The 16,492-nt window shown below is 67.2% G+C and carries 13 protein-coding genes and 2 pseudogenes; 9 read left to right on the top strand and 6 right to left on the bottom strand.

Annotation, left to right across the window (positions count from 1 at the left end):
- The first annotated feature begins 29 nt into the window (after positions 1-29).
- Entirely contained in the window at positions 30-572 is a 543-nt protein-coding gene (locus tag AB0N89_RS20210) for a GNAT family N-acetyltransferase (RefSeq protein ID WP_364206545.1), read from the top strand.
- Here the strand turns inward: AB0N89_RS20210 and AB0N89_RS20215 are convergent.
- Both AB0N89_RS20215 and AB0N89_RS20220 read right to left on the bottom strand, forming a co-directional pair.
- The gene (locus AB0N89_RS20215) at positions 569-2,212 is read right to left on the bottom strand and encodes a flavodoxin domain-containing protein (protein WP_364206547.1); all 1,644 of its coding nucleotides are present in this window, start codon (positions 2,210-2,212) and stop codon (positions 569-571) included. The two genes, AB0N89_RS20210 and AB0N89_RS20215, sit on opposite strands and share 4 nt — an antisense overlap.
- Before the next feature lie 317 nt (positions 2,213-2,529).
- Positions 2,530-4,611: pseudogene (locus tag AB0N89_RS20220) on the bottom strand (nitrate reductase); the annotation flags it as partial.
- A 255-nt stretch (positions 4,612-4,866) separates the two neighbouring features.
- On the opposite strand from AB0N89_RS20220, the gene AB0N89_RS20225 reads away from it, so the two are divergent.
- The 3 genes from AB0N89_RS20225 (at position 4,867) to AB0N89_RS20235 (ending at position 8,716) form a co-directional block, all read left to right on the top strand.
- Positions 4,867-6,609: a cytochrome c biogenesis protein DipZ gene (locus tag AB0N89_RS20225; RefSeq protein ID WP_364206549.1), complete on the top strand. Its 1,743-nt coding sequence runs from the start codon at positions 4,867-4,869 to the stop codon at positions 6,607-6,609.
- Between the two features lie 20 nt (positions 6,610-6,629).
- On the top strand, positions 6,630-7,118 hold the full coding sequence (locus AB0N89_RS20230; protein WP_364206551.1) for a hypothetical protein: 489 nt from the start codon (positions 6,630-6,632) through the stop codon (positions 7,116-7,118).
- Positions 7,119-7,225: 107 nt separating this feature from the next.
- Positions 7,226-8,716, top strand: a complete 1,491-nt coding sequence (locus tag AB0N89_RS20235) for an aldehyde dehydrogenase family protein (RefSeq protein ID WP_364206553.1) — start codon at positions 7,226-7,228, stop codon at positions 8,714-8,716.
- Positions 8,717-8,845: 129 nt separating this feature from the next.
- On the opposite strand, the pseudogene AB0N89_RS20240 reads toward AB0N89_RS20235, so the two are convergent.
- Positions 8,846-9,028: pseudogene (locus AB0N89_RS20240) on the bottom strand (sigma factor-like helix-turn-helix DNA-binding protein); the annotation flags it as partial.
- A 335-nt stretch (positions 9,029-9,363) separates the two neighbouring features.
- On the opposite strand from AB0N89_RS20240, the gene sigK reads away from it, so the two are divergent.
- The 3 genes from sigK (at position 9,364) to AB0N89_RS20255 (ending at position 11,389) form a co-directional block, all read left to right on the top strand.
- On the top strand, positions 9,364-9,978 hold the full coding sequence (sigK, locus tag AB0N89_RS20245; protein ID WP_364206555.1) for an ECF RNA polymerase sigma factor SigK: 615 nt from the start codon (positions 9,364-9,366) through the stop codon (positions 9,976-9,978).
- The gene (locus tag AB0N89_RS20250; protein WP_364206557.1) at positions 9,975-10,682 is read left to right on the top strand and encodes an anti-sigma factor; all 708 of its coding nucleotides are present in this window, start codon (positions 9,975-9,977) and stop codon (positions 10,680-10,682) included. Before sigK ends, AB0N89_RS20250 begins: the two co-directional genes overlap by 4 nt.
- 233 nt (positions 10,683-10,915) lie before the next feature.
- The gene (locus AB0N89_RS20255) at positions 10,916-11,389 is read left to right on the top strand and encodes a hypothetical protein (RefSeq protein ID WP_364206559.1); all 474 of its coding nucleotides are present in this window, start codon (positions 10,916-10,918) and stop codon (positions 11,387-11,389) included.
- 33 nt (positions 11,390-11,422) lie between these two features.
- Here AB0N89_RS20255 and AB0N89_RS20260 read toward each other — a convergent pair whose 3' ends face one another.
- From AB0N89_RS20260 to AB0N89_RS20270, 3 genes are all read right to left on the bottom strand, one after another.
- The gene (locus tag AB0N89_RS20260) at positions 11,423-11,653 is read right to left on the bottom strand and encodes a hypothetical protein (RefSeq protein WP_364206561.1); all 231 of its coding nucleotides are present in this window, start codon (positions 11,651-11,653) and stop codon (positions 11,423-11,425) included.
- A 168-nt stretch (positions 11,654-11,821) separates the two neighbouring features.
- The gene (trxA, locus tag AB0N89_RS20265) at positions 11,822-12,136 is read right to left on the bottom strand and encodes a thioredoxin (RefSeq protein WP_364206563.1); all 315 of its coding nucleotides are present in this window, start codon (positions 12,134-12,136) and stop codon (positions 11,822-11,824) included.
- 26 nt (positions 12,137-12,162) lie between these two features.
- On the bottom strand, positions 12,163-13,914 hold the full coding sequence (locus AB0N89_RS20270; protein ID WP_364206565.1) for a cytochrome c biogenesis protein DipZ: 1,752 nt from the start codon (positions 13,912-13,914) through the stop codon (positions 12,163-12,165).
- Positions 13,915-14,174: 260 nt separating this feature from the next.
- Here AB0N89_RS20270 and AB0N89_RS20275 point away from each other — a divergent pair, with 260 nt between their 5' ends.
- Together AB0N89_RS20275 and trxB are read left to right on the top strand one after the other, a co-directional pair.
- Complete coding sequence (locus tag AB0N89_RS20275; protein ID WP_364206567.1) at positions 14,175-14,840, top strand: fasciclin domain-containing protein; 666 nt, start codon at positions 14,175-14,177, stop codon at positions 14,838-14,840.
- Positions 14,841-15,127: 287 nt separating this feature from the next.
- Positions 15,128-16,060, top strand: coding sequence for a thioredoxin-disulfide reductase (trxB, locus tag AB0N89_RS20280; protein WP_364206569.1), 933 nt, complete (start codon positions 15,128-15,130; stop codon positions 16,058-16,060).
- Positions 16,061-16,492 lie beyond the last annotated feature (432 nt).

The raw sequence follows: 16,492 nt of genomic DNA on the forward strand, positions 1-16,492 counted from the left end.
CGGACCGGCGTGATCGCTAGATTCGGATCATGACTGGGGCAGGAACTCGAGAAGACCTCTTGGTGCGCGCCTTCGTCGCGGCGGACGCCGTGGACGTGACGGGGCTGTTGCATCGTGCCTACGCCGAACTGGGGGCGCGGGGGCTGAACTTCACCGCCGTCGATCAGGACGTCGCGACCACACTGCGACGGGCCCGAGCCGGTGCCTCGTGGGTGGCCCATGACCGCGACGGCTTGGTGGCGACCATGACCGTCTCGTTCCCGCCGGAGGCCGCGCTCGTAGCGCTGACGCCGGAAGCCGCCGTCGCGCGGCGGGCATGGCTCAATCAGCTCGCGGTGGATCCTGCCAGGCGTGGCCGCGGCTACGCTGCTGTTCTGCGGGACATCGGTTTCGCCTGGGCTCGTGAAGCGGGGGCGACCTCGATCGGGCTGGACACGGCCGAGCCCGCCGAGCATCTTCTCGCGCTCTATGAACGGTGGGGCTTCGTCGCACGGGACACGGTGCACTGGCCAGGGAAGACTTACCGCAGCGTCGTTCTCACCCGCCCGCTGGACGCGCGAGCGGCCGGCTAGTAGACGTCGCGGACGTAGCGTTTGTCGGTGGCGAGTTTCTTGACGAAGGTGTCTGCTTCCTCGGGGTGCAGGTTGCCGTGCTGGGTGACGATGTCGCGCAGGGTGCGGTCGACGTCTTTGGCCATGCGCGCGGCGTCGCCGCAGACGTAGAGGTGGGCGCCGTCCTGGAGCCAGGACCACAGCTTGGCGCCGTGATCACGCATCCGGTCCTGGACGTAGACCTTGGTGCGCTGGTCGCGGGAGAAGGCCAGGTCGAGGTCGGTGAGGACGCCGTCGTTGCGCAGGCCGGCGAGTTCGTCGCGGTAGTAGAAGTCGGTCGCTTCGTGTTGTTCGCCGAAGAACAGCCAGTTGGGGGCGCGGTCGCCGCGGGCACGCCGTTCGTCGAGGAAGCCGACGAAGGGGGCGACGCCGGTACCGGGACCGATCATGACCATCGGGGTGGCCGGATCGGTGGGTGGCCGGAAATGGGGTGAGGGCTGGACGAGGACCGGCACGGGGCGGGCGTCCGGGGCGTCGGCGAGGAATGAGGAACTGACGCCGTGGCGCCGGTGGCCGAGAGGGCTGTCGTAGCGGACGACTGAGACGGTCAGGCTGACCCGCGTGGGGTCGGCCAGTGGGCTGGAGGAAATGGAATACAGGCGTGGCTGCAGCTTCTTGAGAGTGTCGGCCCACTGCTGGGCAGAGGCGCGGACCGGATGTTCGTGGACGAGATCGATGGCCTGGCGCCCCCAGGCCCACTTGGCCAGTTCGCCCTTGTTGTTGGGGCGCAGCAAGGTTTTCAGCTCGGCGTTTCCGCTGTGGTCGGCGACGAACCGCAGCAGGTCGCCGGTGACGCGGGTGATGTCGAGCTGGTCGCGCAGGGCTGTGGCGAGTGGGACCGCGTCGCCGGCGACTTTGATTTCGGTACTGGCGTCCAGGCCTGTGGCGGCGAGCCATTCCTCGACCAGCGCCGGGCGGTTGCGCGGGGTGATGCTCAGGGCGTCGCCGGTCTCGTAGGTGAGGTCGGTGCCGGTGAGGTCGAAGGTGAACTGGCGGACCTCTTTCCCGGCGCCGGGGCGGCTGAGCAGCCGGTTGCCGACCAGCGGCGCGAGCTGGGTGGTGGGTTTGCGTCGCGGGGTGGGGACCGGTTCGGTGGGCTGAGCCAGTGCGGTGAGGACCTGGGTGAGCCACTGGGCGGCGGTGTCGTCGTAGTCGGGTTCGCAGTCGGTGCGCGGGGTGAGCCTGCTGGCGCCGAGTTCGGCCAGGCGGGTGTCGAGGCGGCGTCCGTGGCCGCAGAAGTCGTCGTAGTTCGAGTCTCCGAAGGCCAGGACGGCGTAGCGGGTTCCGGTGAGGACGCCGGATTCGGCCGAGGTGAGGGAGTCCCAGAACGTGGTGCCGTTGTCGGGGGAGTCCCCGTCGCCGAATGTGCTGGTGACCAGGAGGAGGTCCGCGTCACGGGGGAGTGTGTCGAGCGTATGGTCGGCCATGCAGTGCACGGCGGGAACGTGTCCAGCCGCGGTGAGCCGGCTGGTGATCGTGCTGGTGGTGAAGTCTTCGGCGGTGCCGGTTTGCGAAGCCCAGAGGACCACGACCTGCCGGGCCGGGGTGGTGGGCGGAGCGGGCTCGGCGGTGCCGCCCGGGCCGGGGACGCGGGAGAACATGCCGGCCAGGACACCGTTGACCCAGTGCGCGTGCTGGGGGGGGCGAACGGCGCGCTGACCGGCAGCGCGGGGATCGCGCCGTCGAGCGGTGCGGCGTCGACTCCGAGCAGGAATCCGGCGAGGTAGCGCTGTTCGTGGTCGGCCAGCGCGGGCGGTGCGGTGGAGATCCCGAACACCGCGGCCGGGCCGGGGACAGGTTCCGAGGACGGCGTGACGGCCGGTTCGGCAGGTGACGGCTTCTTGGTCAGCGTCACCGCGGCCACCTTGAATTCGGGTTGGAAGGACAGCGGGTCGACGGCGTCGTTGGTGACCGCGTTGATCGCGAGGTACTCGCCGTGCTGGTCGTTCCAGTGGAACGGCGCGAACACCTCGCCTTCCCGGACCCGGTCGGTGACCACGGCAGGCAGGACGGCCCGGCCGCGGCGGGAGGCGACCTCGACGTGGTCGCCCTCGGCGACGTCCAGGCGGGCGGCGTCAGCGGGGTGGATCTCCGCGAACGGACCGGGGTTGAGCTTGTTCAGCTTGCCGACGGTCCCGGTCTTGGTCAGCGTGTGCCACTGGTGCTGCACCCGTCCGGTGTTGAGCAGGAACGGGTAGTCGTCGTCGGGCAGTTCGGCGGCGGGCAGGTGCGGGCGGGGGAAGAACACCGCGCGCCCGTTCGGGGTGGCGAACCACAGCCGGGGTGTGCCGCCGTCCGGTCGCACACCGGGGTGCTGGCTGACGCCGTCGTTGAGGTAGCGGATCGGATTCCGAGGCCCCGCACCCGGCGGAGCCGGCCACTGCACCGGTGTCTCCCGCAGCCGTTCGTAGCTGACGCCACGCAGGTCGTACCCGGTTTTCGGGTTCCAGCACCGCCGGATCTCCTCGAAGACCTCCTCGGCACTGGAGTAGGTGAAGGCGTCGGCGAAGCCCATCTCGCAGGCGATCCGGGCGATCAGCTGCCAATCCGGCAGGGCCTCGCCGGGAGGCGGGACCGCGGCTGGGACCAGGGTCAGGTTCCGCTCGGAATTGATCATGACGCCGTCGCTTTCGGCCCACATCGTGGCGGGCAGGACGATGTCGGCGTAGGCGTTGGTCTCGGTGGCGGCGAACACGTCCTGGGTGATCACCAGTTCGGCGGCTTCGAGCCCGGCGAGCACCGTCTTGCGGTTGGCGACGGTCGCGGCCGGATTGGTGCAGATGATCCAGCAGGCCTTGATCGTGCCGTCGGCGAGCTGGGAGAACAGGTCCACCGTGCCGCGGCCGACCTCGGTCCGCAGGGTGTCCGCCGCGAGACCCCACAGGTTTTCGATGAATGCGCGGTCATCGGGGACCAGCACCGAGCGCTGGCCGGGCAGCCCGGGTCCCATGTAGCCCATTTCCCGGCCGCCCATGGCGTTGGGCTGGCCGGTCAGGGAGAACGGTCCGCTGCCCGGTTTGCAGATCGCGCCGGTGGCCAGGTGCAGGTTGACCAGCGTGTTGGTGTTCCAGGTGCCGTGGGTGCTCTGGTTGAGTCCCATCGTCCAGCAGCTCATCCAGTTGTCCGCGGCGCCGATCCAGTCCGCGGCCTGTCGGATGTCGGCTTCCGGGATGCCGGTGATCTCGGAGACGACGTCGGGTGGGTAGTCGGCCAGCATCGGCGGCATGTCCGCCCAGCCGTCGGTGAACTCGTCGATGAACGCGGTGTCGAGATGGTCGTTCGCCGCCAGCAGGTGCAGCAGGCCGTTCAGCAGTGCCAGGTCGGTGCCGGGTTTGATCCGCAGGAACAGGTCGGCCTTGTCCGCGGTCGTGTTCCGGCGCGGGTCCACCACGATCAGTTTGGCGCCGGCCTTGACCCGGTCCATCATGCGTAGGAACAGGATGGGGTGGCAGTCGGCCATGTTCGCGCCGATCACGAAGAACACGTCGGCGTGGTCGAAGTCCTCATAGGACCCCGGCGGCCCGTCCGAACCCAGCGACAGCTTGTATCCCGTGCCCGCGCTGGCCATGCACAGCCGCGAGTTCGACTCGATCTGGTTGGTGCGCACGAACCCTTTGGCCAGCTTGTTCGCCAGGTATTGCGCTTCCAGCGTCATCTGCCCGGAGACGTAGAACGAGAGCGCGTCGGGACCGTGGTCGTCCACGATCGCCCGCAGCCGGCGGGCCGTCTCGGTGATGACCTCGTCCACTGGGCGGGCGACCGGTTCAGCACCTCGTTCGGTCCGCACCAGCGCGGTGTCGAGCCGTCCCTGTGCGGCGAACAACTCGCCGCTGGTCGCGCCCTTGGTGCACAACCGGCCCGCGTTCGCCGGATGCTCCTTGTCACCGGAGGCCTTCACCGTCGGACGCCCGGGCCCGGGCGCGAGGTCCAGCACCACGCCACACCCGACGCCGCAGTACGTGCAGGCGGTCCGCACCGAGTCCGCACCGGCAGCCGCCACGTTCCGTACCTCCCGAGTTCCGTGCCATGACGGGCGCAACGGTAGGAACCCGCGGTTACTGTCGGAACAGCCTGAATTACGGGCGGGTTACGTCCTGCCCGCATCCCTGGCAGTCACGGTGTGCGGAGTTCTGACATCTTTCGTTCCGCTTACGCGGTGAAAATGACCTGTCTCCACCCGTATCTGCGGCGAATTCCTTACGAGAGGTGACGTCGGCTGCAGTGTCGGCGGGCCGGTGTGTGGAGGTGCGTCGCGATGTGGACGTTGGTGCTGATCGGCCTGCTGGGCGGTCTGATCACGGGGGTGTCGCCGTGCATCCTGCCGGTGTTGCCGGTGGTGTTCTTCGCCGGTAGCGCGAAGAGCGCCGCTGAAAGTCCACCAGGTGGCGGGGGCACGCAGGTGGCGGTCCAGGCGAAGGTGCGCAATCGGCGCCCGTACGCGGTGATCGCCGGTCTGGTGCTGAGCTTCACGGTGTTCACACTGCTGGGGTCGCTGCTGATCAAGGCGCTGAACCTGCCGGACGACATCCTGCGGATCGTCGGCCTGGTCGTGCTGTCGGTGGTCGGGCTCAGTCTGCTGATCCCGGCGCTGGAGCGGCTGCTGGAGAAGCCGTTCGCGAAGCTTCCTCAGCGGCAGGTCAATCCGAACGGCGGCGGCTTCGGGCTCGGGCTGGGTCTCGGCCTGCTGTACGTGCCGTGCGCGGGTCCGGTGCTGACCGCGATCACGATCGCCGCGGCGAACGGGAAGATCGGTGTCGAGACGGTCGCGCTGACCGTCGCGTTCGCGATCGGCGCGACCGCGCCGCTGCTCGTGTTCGCTCTCGCGGGGGCGAAGCTGTCGGAGCGGGTGAAGTTCTTCCGCAAGAACAACAAGAAGGTCCGCGCCGTCGGCGGTGTGGTGATGCTGCTGCTGGCCGTCGCGCTCTACTTCGACCTGCCGTCACTGCTGCAGCGCACCCTGCCGAACTACACCCAGGCGTTGCAGGAGAAGGTGGAGAACGCCCCGGAGATCAGCAAACTCCGGCTGTCCAGCCTGGGGGACGCGAGCAACCAGGCGCTGGACAACTGCGCGGACAACACCGAGGGGCAGCTGCGCGACTGCGGCCCGAGTCCGGAGTTCGAGAACATCGAGGGCTGGCTCAACAGCTCACCGCTGACCATGGCCGGGCTCAAAGGCAAGGTCGTCCTGGTCGACTTCTGGACCTATTCCTGCATCAACTGCCAGCGCAGCATCCCGCACATCAAGGACCTCTACGCCCGCTACCAGTCCGCGGGTCTCGAGGTGGTCGGCGTGCACACGCCGGAATTCGCGTTCGAGCGCGACAAGGGCAACGTCGAGTCGGCGACGAAAGGCTTCGGGATCACCTACCCCGTCGCGATCGACAACAAGACCAGCACCTTCAACAACTTCCGCAACCAGTACTGGCCCGCCCGTTACCTGATCGACGCCACCGGCCAGGTCCGGTACCTCAAGCTCGGCGAAGGCGCCTACGACAAGACCGAGAACCTCGTCCGGCAACTGCTGCAGCAGGCCCGTCCCGGCGTCGCCCTGCCGAACCCGGGGGAGTTGCCCGACACCACACCGACCGACCAGCGCACCACCCGCGAGACCTACCTCAGCTACGGCGAACTCCCCAAGACCTACGCGCCCGGCGCGCCGCCACTTCAGCTGGAAAAGCAAGCGGCATACCGATTCCCGATGACCGTGCCCGACGGCAAGGTCGCCTTCGACGGCACCTGGACGGTCGACTACGAGAAAGCCACCGCGGGACCGGGTGCGGGGATCCTGCTCGGCTACACGGCCAAGAGCACCAACCTCGTCCTCGCCGGCGAAGGCACGGTCACCGTCTCCACCGAGGACGGGCAGCCGCCGCGCACACTCACCGTGTCCGGCACGCCGAATCTCTACCGCCTGACCCAGACACCGGACCTGCACACCGGGCAACTCAGGCTCACACTCAGCCCGGGCCTGCAGGCATACTCCTTCACCTTCGACTGAGCACGAGCCAGGAGGGCGTCATGGCCGAGCGAACCCGGGTCGCGGTGCTCCTGGAGCGCTACCAGCCGGGGAGGTCCGCACGCTCGATCGCCGCCTCCGCCGGTATCCCGCCGGAGTTGCTGGACCTGTGGCTCGACGTCGGCACCGCAGAGCCGCCCGCGGAACCGGTGCCGGTCGAGGTGATGACGCGCGTGGCCGCGGCGACCGGAGCCGAGCTCGCGGTCGTTTCCCGCGCCTTCACCGGTACGTGGTTCGACGTCAACGGTTGGGTATGGAATCACTTCCGCACGGGCGACCGGGTCATCCTCTTCGACGCGCCGGATCCCCGGACCCAGGCCTGCGAGGTCCGGTACGGGACGGTCCTGGACGTTGATCCGCTCGACATCATCGAGATCGGCCTGGAGGACGGCACCCGCTACACCCGGACGCCGGAGAGCGACGGCTCGATCCACCACGTCGCTGGTGGCTGCTCGTGCGTCACGCCGGTCGAGAACGAGCGATCCGGGTGAATTCGCAGCAGCGTGCTGATCGCCCATAGACACACCGCATCTGCGGTGTTGTGATGGCAGTCACACCGTATTTGCCGAGGTGACTCCAGGTGACAAGGAGATCCCTGATGACACTGGCCGTGGACGAAACCCGCGTCGATGAGGTTGTGAAATCGCTCAGCAGGCAGATGCTGATCAACGGGGAATGGGTGGACTCCGCCTCCGGGCGGACCTTCGAGACCGTGAACCCGGCAACGGAGGAGGTCCTCGCGTCGGTCGCGCACGGCGAGGCCGAGGACGTCGACCGTGCGGTGCGGGCCGCGCGAGAGGCGTTCGACGAGAAATCGCCGTGGCGGCGGATGACCCACGGGGAACGCGGCCGGATCATCCACCGGCTCGGGGACCTGATCCTCGAACACCTCGACGACCTCGCGCTGCTGGACTCCCTCGACAACGGAAAGCCGTACGCGGTGGCCAAAGCCGCCGACGTCCCGTTGGCCGCGGATCTGTTCCACTACATGTCCGGCTGGACGACCAAGATCGAGGGTGCCACCATCCCGACCTCGGGCCTGGACCCGCACCGCTACCTCGGTTTCACGCTCCGGGAACCGGTCGGGGTGTGCGGGCAGATCATCCCGTGGAACTTCCCGCTCCTGATGGCTGCCTGGAAGATCGGCCCGGTGCTGGCCGCGGGCTGCACCACCGTGCTCAAGCCCGCTGAGCAGACACCGCTCTCGGCGTTGCTGCTCGGCGAACTCGCGATGCAGGCAGGCCTCCCGCCGGGCGTGCTGAACATCGTCACCGGGTACGGCGACGCCGGAGCCGCCCTGGCCGCACACCGTGACGTGGACAAGGTCGCCTTCACCGGCTCCACCGAAGTGGGCCGCGAGATCGTCAAGGCCGCGGCCGGGAACCTGAAGAAAGTGACCCTCGAACTCGGCGGGAAGTCCCCGAACGTCGTCTACGCCGACGCGGACCTCGACCGGGCCATCGCGGGCTCGGCCAACGCGATCTTCTTCAACCAAGGCGAATGCTGCGTCGCCGGATCCCGGCTCTACATCGAAGCCCCGGTCTACGACGAAGTCGTCGCCGGCATCCGGGAACAGGCGAACCTGATCAAGGTCGGTGACGGCCTCGACCCGGAGACCACGATGGGCCCGCTCGTGTCGCAGGAACAGTTCGACCGCGTCACCGGCTACATCCGATCCGGCCGCGACGACGGCGCCACCATCACCGGCGGCGACCGGGTCGGCGACCGCGGCTACTTCGTCGCACCGACCGTCCTCACCGAAACCCGCGAGGACATGACCGCGGTCCGCGAAGAGATCTTCGGCCCCGTCGTCGCCGCGGCCCCGTTCGACGCCGAATCCGACATCATGCCCTCGGCCAACAACACCAACTACGGCCTCGGAGCCGGTGTCTTCACCCGGGACGTCAGCAAGGCCTACCGCACCGCACGACGCATGCGCGCCGGCACCGTGTGGGTCAACACCTGGAACATCTTCGACGCCTCACTCCCGTTCGGCGGCTACAAGGAATCCGGCTGGGGCCGCGAAATGGGCAGCGCCGTGTTCAACAACTACATGGAAACCAAAACCGTCATCACCGACCTCGGATGATCTCTTACCTGAGGTGTCTGTCGCCGGGAGCCTTTCCGGCGACAGACACCTCGCGAGGTCCTGCTTTCGAGACGTAGCCGGTGGCATCGTGACGGGGCTGAACGGATCCGCCGCTCCAGGTGAAGGTGTTCAGCGCTCGTTGCCGGTGGAGGTGTGCCGTAGTTGAACGAGTGCTCGATGCTGCAGGACCCGGACGGCTCCGGGTGAGAGGCCGAGAGCGGCAGCGGTGTCTTTGGCTGACAGCCCGAACGCGACCCGCCGGACGAGAATGCTGCGCTGTCTCGGGGAGAGGGTGTCCAGCAGCTGGTTGAGCACGCTGGCGGGGTCTCCGCGTCCTCGACGAAGCGGGTCGAGTGGTCCTCGCGTCCGACTTCTGAACCGCGAGGTGGTGCACACGGGAACGAGGACCGTGGCGATCAGATGCGATGCGTTGTCACCACTAGGTGTTTCGAAGCTGACGGCCTCGGAGATTGGTCTCGTGACCACACCGATATCCGGACTCACCCGGCCGGAGTGACGGCGAGCGAACCTGAGATCCAGACCAAGACGAAGGGAGGTCGCCGACGAATCCATGGTGACAGCTTGCTCGCGACTCCGTCCATTCGGTGCGAGGCGCAGGCTCGGCTTCAGCCGGGAAGGACTTCGCCATGACCACCGCGCATGCCACAGTGACCGTTCTGCGACAACCTTTTCGCAGTGCACCCGAACCCGAACCGCCGTCGACGTCGGAAGAGCTCCTCGGGCGTGTGGCGCGCGGTGACGAACAGGCCTTCGCCGCTCTGTACGACCGGCTCGCCGCTCCGGTCTTCGGCACTGTGTTGCACGTCCTGCGCTCCCGCGCTCTCGCCGAGGAGGTCACTCAGGAGGTCATGGTCGAGATCTGGCGCAAAGCCTCGCGCTTCGATGCGGGCCGCGCGAAGGTCAGCACCTGGGCGTTGACGATCGCACACCGCCGGGCGATCGACCGGGTCCGCTCCGAGCAGGCGGCCCGTGACCGCGAGGACCGGGTCGAGCTGCTGGACTTGCGGCGACCTTATGACGATGTCGCCGAAGCGGCACTGTCCACTGAGGAGCATCACCTGGTCCGCCAGGCCTTGTCCGGCCTCACCGAGCTGCAGCGGGAATCGATCCTGCTCGCCTACTTCCACGGACTCACCTGCCAAGAGGTCGCCGACAGGCTCGGCGTCGCACTCGGCACGATCAAAACCCGTGTGCGGGACGGCATGATCCGTCTGCGCGACGCGCTGGGAGCGACCCGATGACCACCGCCGATGCCCACACCCTGACCGGTGCCTACGCGCTCCACGCGGTCACCGACCTCGAACGCGCCGCGTTCACCCGGCATCTGGCCGAATGCGCGACGTGCTCGCAGGAGGTCGCCGAGCTTCAGGAGACCGCGGCGAGGCTCGGCGCCGCGATGAGCGTGGACCCTGGCAGCCGGCTGCGCGACCGGGTGCTCAGAGAAGTCGCTGCCACGAGGCAGATCCCACCTGCGGTCGCGACGGGCACGATCCCGCGCCGGACCTGGCGCAAGCGAACAGTCGTTTCCATCGCGGCGGTCGCCGCGGCCGCGGCGGTCTTCGCCGGCGGTATCGGTCTTGCCACGGTGTACTCAGACCCCGGTCCGGCGCAGATGGCCGAGCCTCTGGCCGCACCGGACCTGATCACGGTCCACGCCGGAAGTGCCGCAAGCGGCACCGCGACCGTCAACTTCTCCCGGCAGCGCGGCGAAGCCATCATCACCGCGCACGGCCTGCCGCCACTCGTCGACGGCCGCGCCTACCAGTTCTGGCTCAGCGGGCCACGGGGCAAGCAGTCCGCAGGACTCCTCCACGCCGGATCGGGCACGATCGCAGCGCCACTCGCCTCCGACATCGACCACGTCGCCATCACCGTCGAACCGGCCACCGGCTCACCGCAGCCCACCACCTCCCCTGTCCGTGACGTCCCGCTCGGCACACACTGAAGGTCGCCTCCGGGCAGTTAAGTCCGGACCGGCCGCGGTTGCGAGGGCTCGAATCGCCCGAAACGGATGTGGTTGCTAGCGTGAGACACGCGGCCATCCGGCTTGGCCGGCCGGAATACCGGCGACGACGACACGGACGACGGCATGCGACGCAATGATCTGACACGAATGAGTGAACATGCTTGTTCGGTGCGCCTGACGAGGCGTGCTCCGGCACGTGACCGATCCACGCCATGACGGTCACAGACCGGCCCATCAACGCACGTCACGCATCGATGAGAACCGACGTGGACCGGGGCGTGGCTTTCGTCTACCGTGTCGCGCTCCGAAGCGGACTGCCGCCCCTCGCGGCAGAGGAACTCTGCGATCGTCTCGTGCCCGCGGCACTCGACACCACGAAACATTCGTGGGAAACCCGTGACGATCGATGGGTGTCGCGGTCCTTGGCGACGGCGTTGCGCACGCGGCTGAACGATCAGTGCGACCCTCGCGACCTCGAGGCCGCGCTCGCTGAGGCGATCTTGCTGGACGAACTCGTGCTGCTGCCGACCAGACAGCGGTTCACCGTCTGGGCCGCCATCGTGCGGGGCCGCCCCCTGGCAGAGATCGCCGCCGAAACCGGGTGGAGCACGGCACAGGTGAGACGACTGCTGACAGCAGGCTTGACCTCGATCAGCAGGAACACCGCGTCGATGTCGACTGTCTGACAAAGGCGCGGCTCCCGGAACGGAAAGACCGCGTCAGCCTTGAGCTCGGGTGTCCTCGTAGGAGCGACAGCGACGGCGGCGTGTCCTCCTGCCGAGCAGACCCAAGACCACCAGGATCAGTCCAAGATGAAAGGCGATCCCGACCGCGGTGTTCGCCACGACGCGCCCCAGCAGACCGGCTACCGACGTCACCGCCAGCAACGCCACCAGCAAAGGCCAGCGATACAAAGGATAAGGCCACACATCCCGCAGCAGCGATCTCACCGTGATCGTCCCTCCCCGTCCCATAACAGGGCTCGCCGGACGCCTGTTCGCACCGCTGTTCGCGGAACGACCCGTGCAGCCCCGAGTATCGGCTGAACCCCTGAAGGGGCCGGAGCGTTGCCCCGAGACGAGTACGAGTCTCGGGCAACAGCGGCCACGTGGGCACGATCAGAGCCAGGATTCGAGCTTGCCGAGGATCTTCGCCTTGGAAGCGGCGCCGTTGATAGTGGTGGCGGGTTTGCCGTCGACGAACAGGATCATGGTCGGGATGGAGAGGATGCCGTAGTCGCCGGCGATCTCGGGGTTGTCGTCGATGTCGAGCTTGACGACGGTGAGTTTGCCCTCGTGTTCCTCGGCGATTTCGGTGAGAACGGGGGCCAGTGCTTTGCAGGGGCCGCACCAGGGGGCCCAGAAGTCGACCAGGACGGCGTTGCCCTGTTCGAGGACCTCGGTGGAGAAGGTGGCGGTGGTGACTTCGCGCATGGTCGTGGTGTCGCTTTCTGTGGTGTTCAGCCGAAGGTGAAGGAGAAGGCTTGGACTCCAGCACCGACGGTGACGTCGATGGCGCCCGCTTCGATGTCCTGTGTGGACAGGAGTTGGTAGGAGTTGGGGGTTCCCGTGACCTGGATGGTCTTGGTCTGGCCTTTGGCGGTGTAGGTGACGGTCCCGTTGCCGGCGAGGACTATGCGGACTTCTTTGGCGCGGTAGTTGAGCTTGATCTCGCCGCTGTCCCCAGTGGGGGTGATGTTCTGACTGGTGAGTGTCCAGTCACCCTTGAGCACGAAGGTGTCCGGCGGCTGGGTGGCGGGGTAGGCGAACGTCTTCGCGCCCGCGGTGTAGTCCTCGGTCCCGGCGAAGTTGACGCGTTTGGTGGAGCCGAGGTAGGTCTCGCGGGTGATCGCCGCGGTGTCCGGGGTGTCGTCGGCGGTATCCGTGGCGGCGGGGAGTTGCGCGTTCGGGTTCGCCTTGGTGAGCAGTTCGCGGATGAGTTTCTCGGTGGTCTGGTAGTCGCCTTCACCGAATTTGATGTGCCGCACGGTGCCTTCGGCGTCGATCAGGTAGTGCGCGGGCCAGAACCGGTTGCGGTAGTTGGTCCAGGTCGACAGGTTGTTGTCCAGTGCGACCGGGTAGCCGATGCCGAACTTGTCCGCGGCCGCCTTGACGTTCCCGGGTTCCTTCTCGAAGGCGTACTCGGGAGAGTGGACGCCGATCACCTGGAGGCCGGCGTCGCGGTAGGCCTTGTCCCAGGCGGTGACGTGCGGGATCGAGCGCTGGCAGTTGATGCAGGAGTAGGCCCAGAAATCGAGCAGGACCACCTTGCCGCGCGACTGTGCCAGGTCGACGGGGCCGCCGCCGGGGGTGTTGAACCACTGCTGGATTCCCTTGATGTCCGGGGCTTTCCCGCAGCTTTCGAGTTCCTTCGCGCCGTCGGTGCAGAGGTCGAGGTCCTTGTTCTGGTCGTTCTCCAGGCCGCCGAGGTTGAGCGCTTTCTTGACCTGCTCGGAGTTGTTGATGTCGTTCTGCAGGCCGCTGGTGTAGTCGGGAATGGCGCGTTGCAGCAGTTGCGGCAGGTTGAACACGAGACCGATCGCGAGGGCGATCATCACGATGCCCGCGGTGATCCGGATACCGCGTTGCCGCTTGCGGAAGGCCTTCACCCGCTCGGCGACCCGGCGCCCGGCGAGAGCGAAGATCAGCAGCGGGAGCGCGGCGCCGATGGCGAAGGTCGAGGTGAGCACGACGGTCTCGAGGCCGATTTGCCCGGTCGATCCGGCGACCGTGATCGCGGCGAGTACCGGTCCCGCGCAGGGAACGTAGACCGCGCCCAGTCCGAGGCCGAGGGTGAAGCCGCCGCGGTTGGCGTCGGGCCGCCGTTGCGGGATCCAGCTGAACGGCTTTTCGAGCAGGTGCTCGAATTTCGGGACGATGAGTCCGATCCCGATGAGCGCCAGGACGATCAGGCCCGCCCAGCGGAGAACGTCCTGCGGCAGCCCGAGGACCGACAGCAGCAGCGAACCGAACAGGGTCACCAGGGTGAAGCTGACGACGAGTCCCAGAATGATGAGGTAGGGACGTGATCGCGGCGGCTTGGTCTCGACCGGAGCGGTCGCGACGCCGCCGCCGTTCTGTTCCTTGTGGACGGTGGCGGTGGCGTTCTGCACGCCGCCGGACAGGAAGATGACCGGCAGGACGGGAAGGATGCACGGAGAGATGCCCGTGACCAATCCCCCGATGAGGCCGATCAACGCGAGTGTGAGCACGATTGCTCCCGGGCAGATCAAGTGGAGTGGGTGACAGGAAGTATTCGTCACCCAGACCCTGGCGGATTGCCGTCCGCGGACCGCGAGTGGTGACGAAGCGTCCACGATCGTGTTCGAAAGGTAACGGAAAGGTCTCGATGGAGAAGTCGGCCCATCCGGCCCTGCCGAGGCGTCGAATCCAGGGTGTTCGCCGCCTCGGAAGCGTCGAGGCGCACCCAGCCCTGTGGGCCGATTCCCTCAGCTAATAGGAGTTACCAGTCATGAAGCGCAGTACTCGCCGCGTCACCGTGGCCGCCGGTCTCGCCGCTTTCGCTCTCATGGGCGCGGCGTGCGGCAACGACGCCGGATCGAACAACAACGCGGGCAGCACCCCGGCCCCGTCCTCCTCGGCCATGCAGCAGCCGTCTTCCAGCGCGATGGCGGACCCGGCCAAGGACCTGGTCGGCCCCGGCTGTTCCGGCTACGCGGAAAAGGTGCCCAGCGGCCCGGGTTCCGTCGCGGGCATGTCGGCCGACCCGGTCGCCGTCGCCGCGAGCAACAACCCGCTGCTCAAGACTCTCGTGTCCGCCGTCTCCGGGAAGCTCAACCCCAAGGTGGACCTGGTCTCGACGCTCAACGGCAGCGAGTTCACCGTGTTCGCGCCGGTCGACGACGCGTTCGCGAAGATCGACGCCGCCACCATCGAAAAGCTCAAGACCGACGACGCGCTGCTCAAGAAGATCCTGACCTACCACGTCGTCCCCGGCCAGATCGCGCCCGACAAGATCGTCGGCGACCAGACCTCCGTCGAGAAGGGTGTCGTCAAGGTCACCGGCACCAAGGACGCGCTGAAAGTCAACGACGCCAACGTGATCTGCGGCGGAGTCCACACCGCGAACGCGACCGTGTACCTCATCGACTCGGTCCTGATGCCCCCGGCCGCGTAAGCCACAGTCCACATCGGACTCATTAGAAGTATGGCCACAGTGGCCGTCGGACAGCGGACATCGCTCCGGCGGCCACTGTTCATGTCCTGACAGCGAATCCGCGCGATCGTCGCCGGGTTATCCGACTTACGGCGTGGTGCAGGTAGCCCTGCCGTAAGGGAACGCTGAATCGGCAGCGTTCCGCCGGTCGTCGCCGTCGTTTACTCACTCCAAAGCGGCGGTGGCGACCGGTCTGTTTCCGTGACATCCGGGCCTGTCCTTGTTTCTTCCGGCAACGAATATCCGGTATGACATCCTCGGAGATCAGGGACCTGATCATCATCGGATCAGGTCCCGCCGGCTACACCGCCGCAGTGTACGCGGCGCGAGCCCAGCTTGAACCGCTGGTGTTCGAAGGCACCCAGTACGGCGGCGCGCTGATGACAACCACCGAGGTTGAGAACTTCCCCGGATTCCGAGATGGCATCCAAGGCCCCGACCTGATGACCGAAATGCGCGAGCAGGCAGGACGATTCGGAGCAGAGCTGCGAACAGAAGATGTCGAGACGACAGAACTCACCGGAGACGTGAAGTACGTCGTAGCGAACGGCGTCCGCTACGCGGCCCGGTCGGTGATCTTGTCCATGGGTGCCGCGGCACGCTACCTGAACGTGCCGGGCGAGCAGGAACTGCTCGGTCGCGGTGTGTCGTCGTGCGCCACCTGTGACGGATTCTTCTTCCGTGGTCAAGACATCGTGGTCGCCGGTGGTGGTGACTCCGCGATGGAGGAAGCGACGTTCCTCACGAAGTTCGCCAAGTCGGTCACCATAGTGCACCGTCGAGATGAGTTCCGCGCCTCAAAGATCATGCTCGAGCGCGCCCGCGCGAACGAAAAGATCGCCTGGAAACTGAACTCCGAGATCACCGGCGTCGTCGGCGAAGGCAAGGTCGAGGGACTGACCCTGACCGACACGATGAGCGGTGAGAAATCATCGCTGGAGGCCACGGGCTTCTTCGTGGCGATCGGGCATGATCCGCGCAGTGAACTGGTACGCGGCCAGGTAGAGCTGGACGGGAGCGGCTACGTCATCACGCGAGGCCGCACGTCCTGGACGAATGTGCCAGGCGTGTTCGCGGCCGGCGATCTCGTCGACCACACCTACCGGCAGGCCATCACCGCAGCCGGATCAGGCTGCTCCGCCGCCATCGACGCGGAACGCTGGCTCGCCGAACACGCATAAGCTCTTCGAAACCGTTCGGCGGTATCGGTCGGCCATTCGTGGACGGACCAGTAGCTCCACGTCAGACGGCCCACCGGCGGAGAAGACCTTCCGGGGTTTCCGGCCTCCTCGGAAGGTCTGGGTGGACTTGAGCCAGCTCTTCCCCGTCGGCCCGGCCAGGGGCCGACATCCCGGAGGGCCTCGATCTCCAGGCGGAGGTTTGCGGCGAATTGTCGATGTGGAAGGTCAGCACGACCGGCTACTGGTTCGGCTGGGTCCAGTTCATGATCAATGAGGGGCGCGGCGGAGCGAAGGCAGGTCAGTGGGTTCCGGGGTAAGCGCTCCGACCGCGTGATGAGAGCCTTTAGCGCCGAGGTCTGGAACGGAGAAGTCAAGAGGTGTGGGCTGGGCACGTCCCGCCAGCGTGCGTGGACCGGCCGATAGCCACTCTCC

The sequence above is a fragment of the Amycolatopsis sp. NPDC089917 genome (assembly GCF_040684635.1).
Taxonomy (GTDB): Bacteria; Actinomycetota; Actinomycetes; order Mycobacteriales; family Pseudonocardiaceae; genus Amycolatopsis.

What these genes read in the sequence shown, in the direction of transcription:
- sigK (WP_364206555.1), top strand. Translation starts at nt 9,364, where the DNA reads ATGACCACCGCGCATGCCACAGTGACCGTTCTGCGACAACCTTTTCGC.
- AB0N89_RS20210 (WP_364206545.1), top strand. Translation starts at nt 30, where the DNA reads ATGACTGGGGCAGGAACTCGAGAAGACCTCTTGGTGCGCGCCTTCGTC.
- AB0N89_RS20230 (WP_364206551.1), top strand. Translation starts at nt 6,630, where the DNA reads ATGGCCGAGCGAACCCGGGTCGCGGTGCTCCTGGAGCGCTACCAGCCG.
- AB0N89_RS20235 (WP_364206553.1), top strand. Translation starts at nt 7,226, where the DNA reads ATGACACTGGCCGTGGACGAAACCCGCGTCGATGAGGTTGTGAAATCG.
- trxB (WP_364206569.1), top strand. Translation starts at nt 15,128, where the DNA reads ATGACATCCTCGGAGATCAGGGACCTGATCATCATCGGATCAGGTCCC.
- AB0N89_RS20275 (WP_364206567.1), top strand. Translation starts at nt 14,175, where the DNA reads ATGAAGCGCAGTACTCGCCGCGTCACCGTGGCCGCCGGTCTCGCCGCT.
- AB0N89_RS20215 (WP_364206547.1), bottom strand. Translation starts at nt 2,212, where the DNA reads ATGTTCTCCCGCGTCCCCGGCCCGGGCGGCACCGCCGAGCCCGCTCCG.
- AB0N89_RS20255 (WP_364206559.1), top strand. Translation starts at nt 10,916, where the DNA reads ATGACGGTCACAGACCGGCCCATCAACGCACGTCACGCATCGATGAGA.
- AB0N89_RS20225 (WP_364206549.1), top strand. Translation starts at nt 4,867, where the DNA reads ATGTGGACGTTGGTGCTGATCGGCCTGCTGGGCGGTCTGATCACGGGG.
- AB0N89_RS20250 (WP_364206557.1), top strand. Translation starts at nt 9,975, where the DNA reads ATGACCACCGCCGATGCCCACACCCTGACCGGTGCCTACGCGCTCCAC.
- trxA (WP_364206563.1), bottom strand. Translation starts at nt 12,136, where the DNA reads ATGCGCGAAGTCACCACCGCCACCTTCTCCACCGAGGTCCTCGAACAG.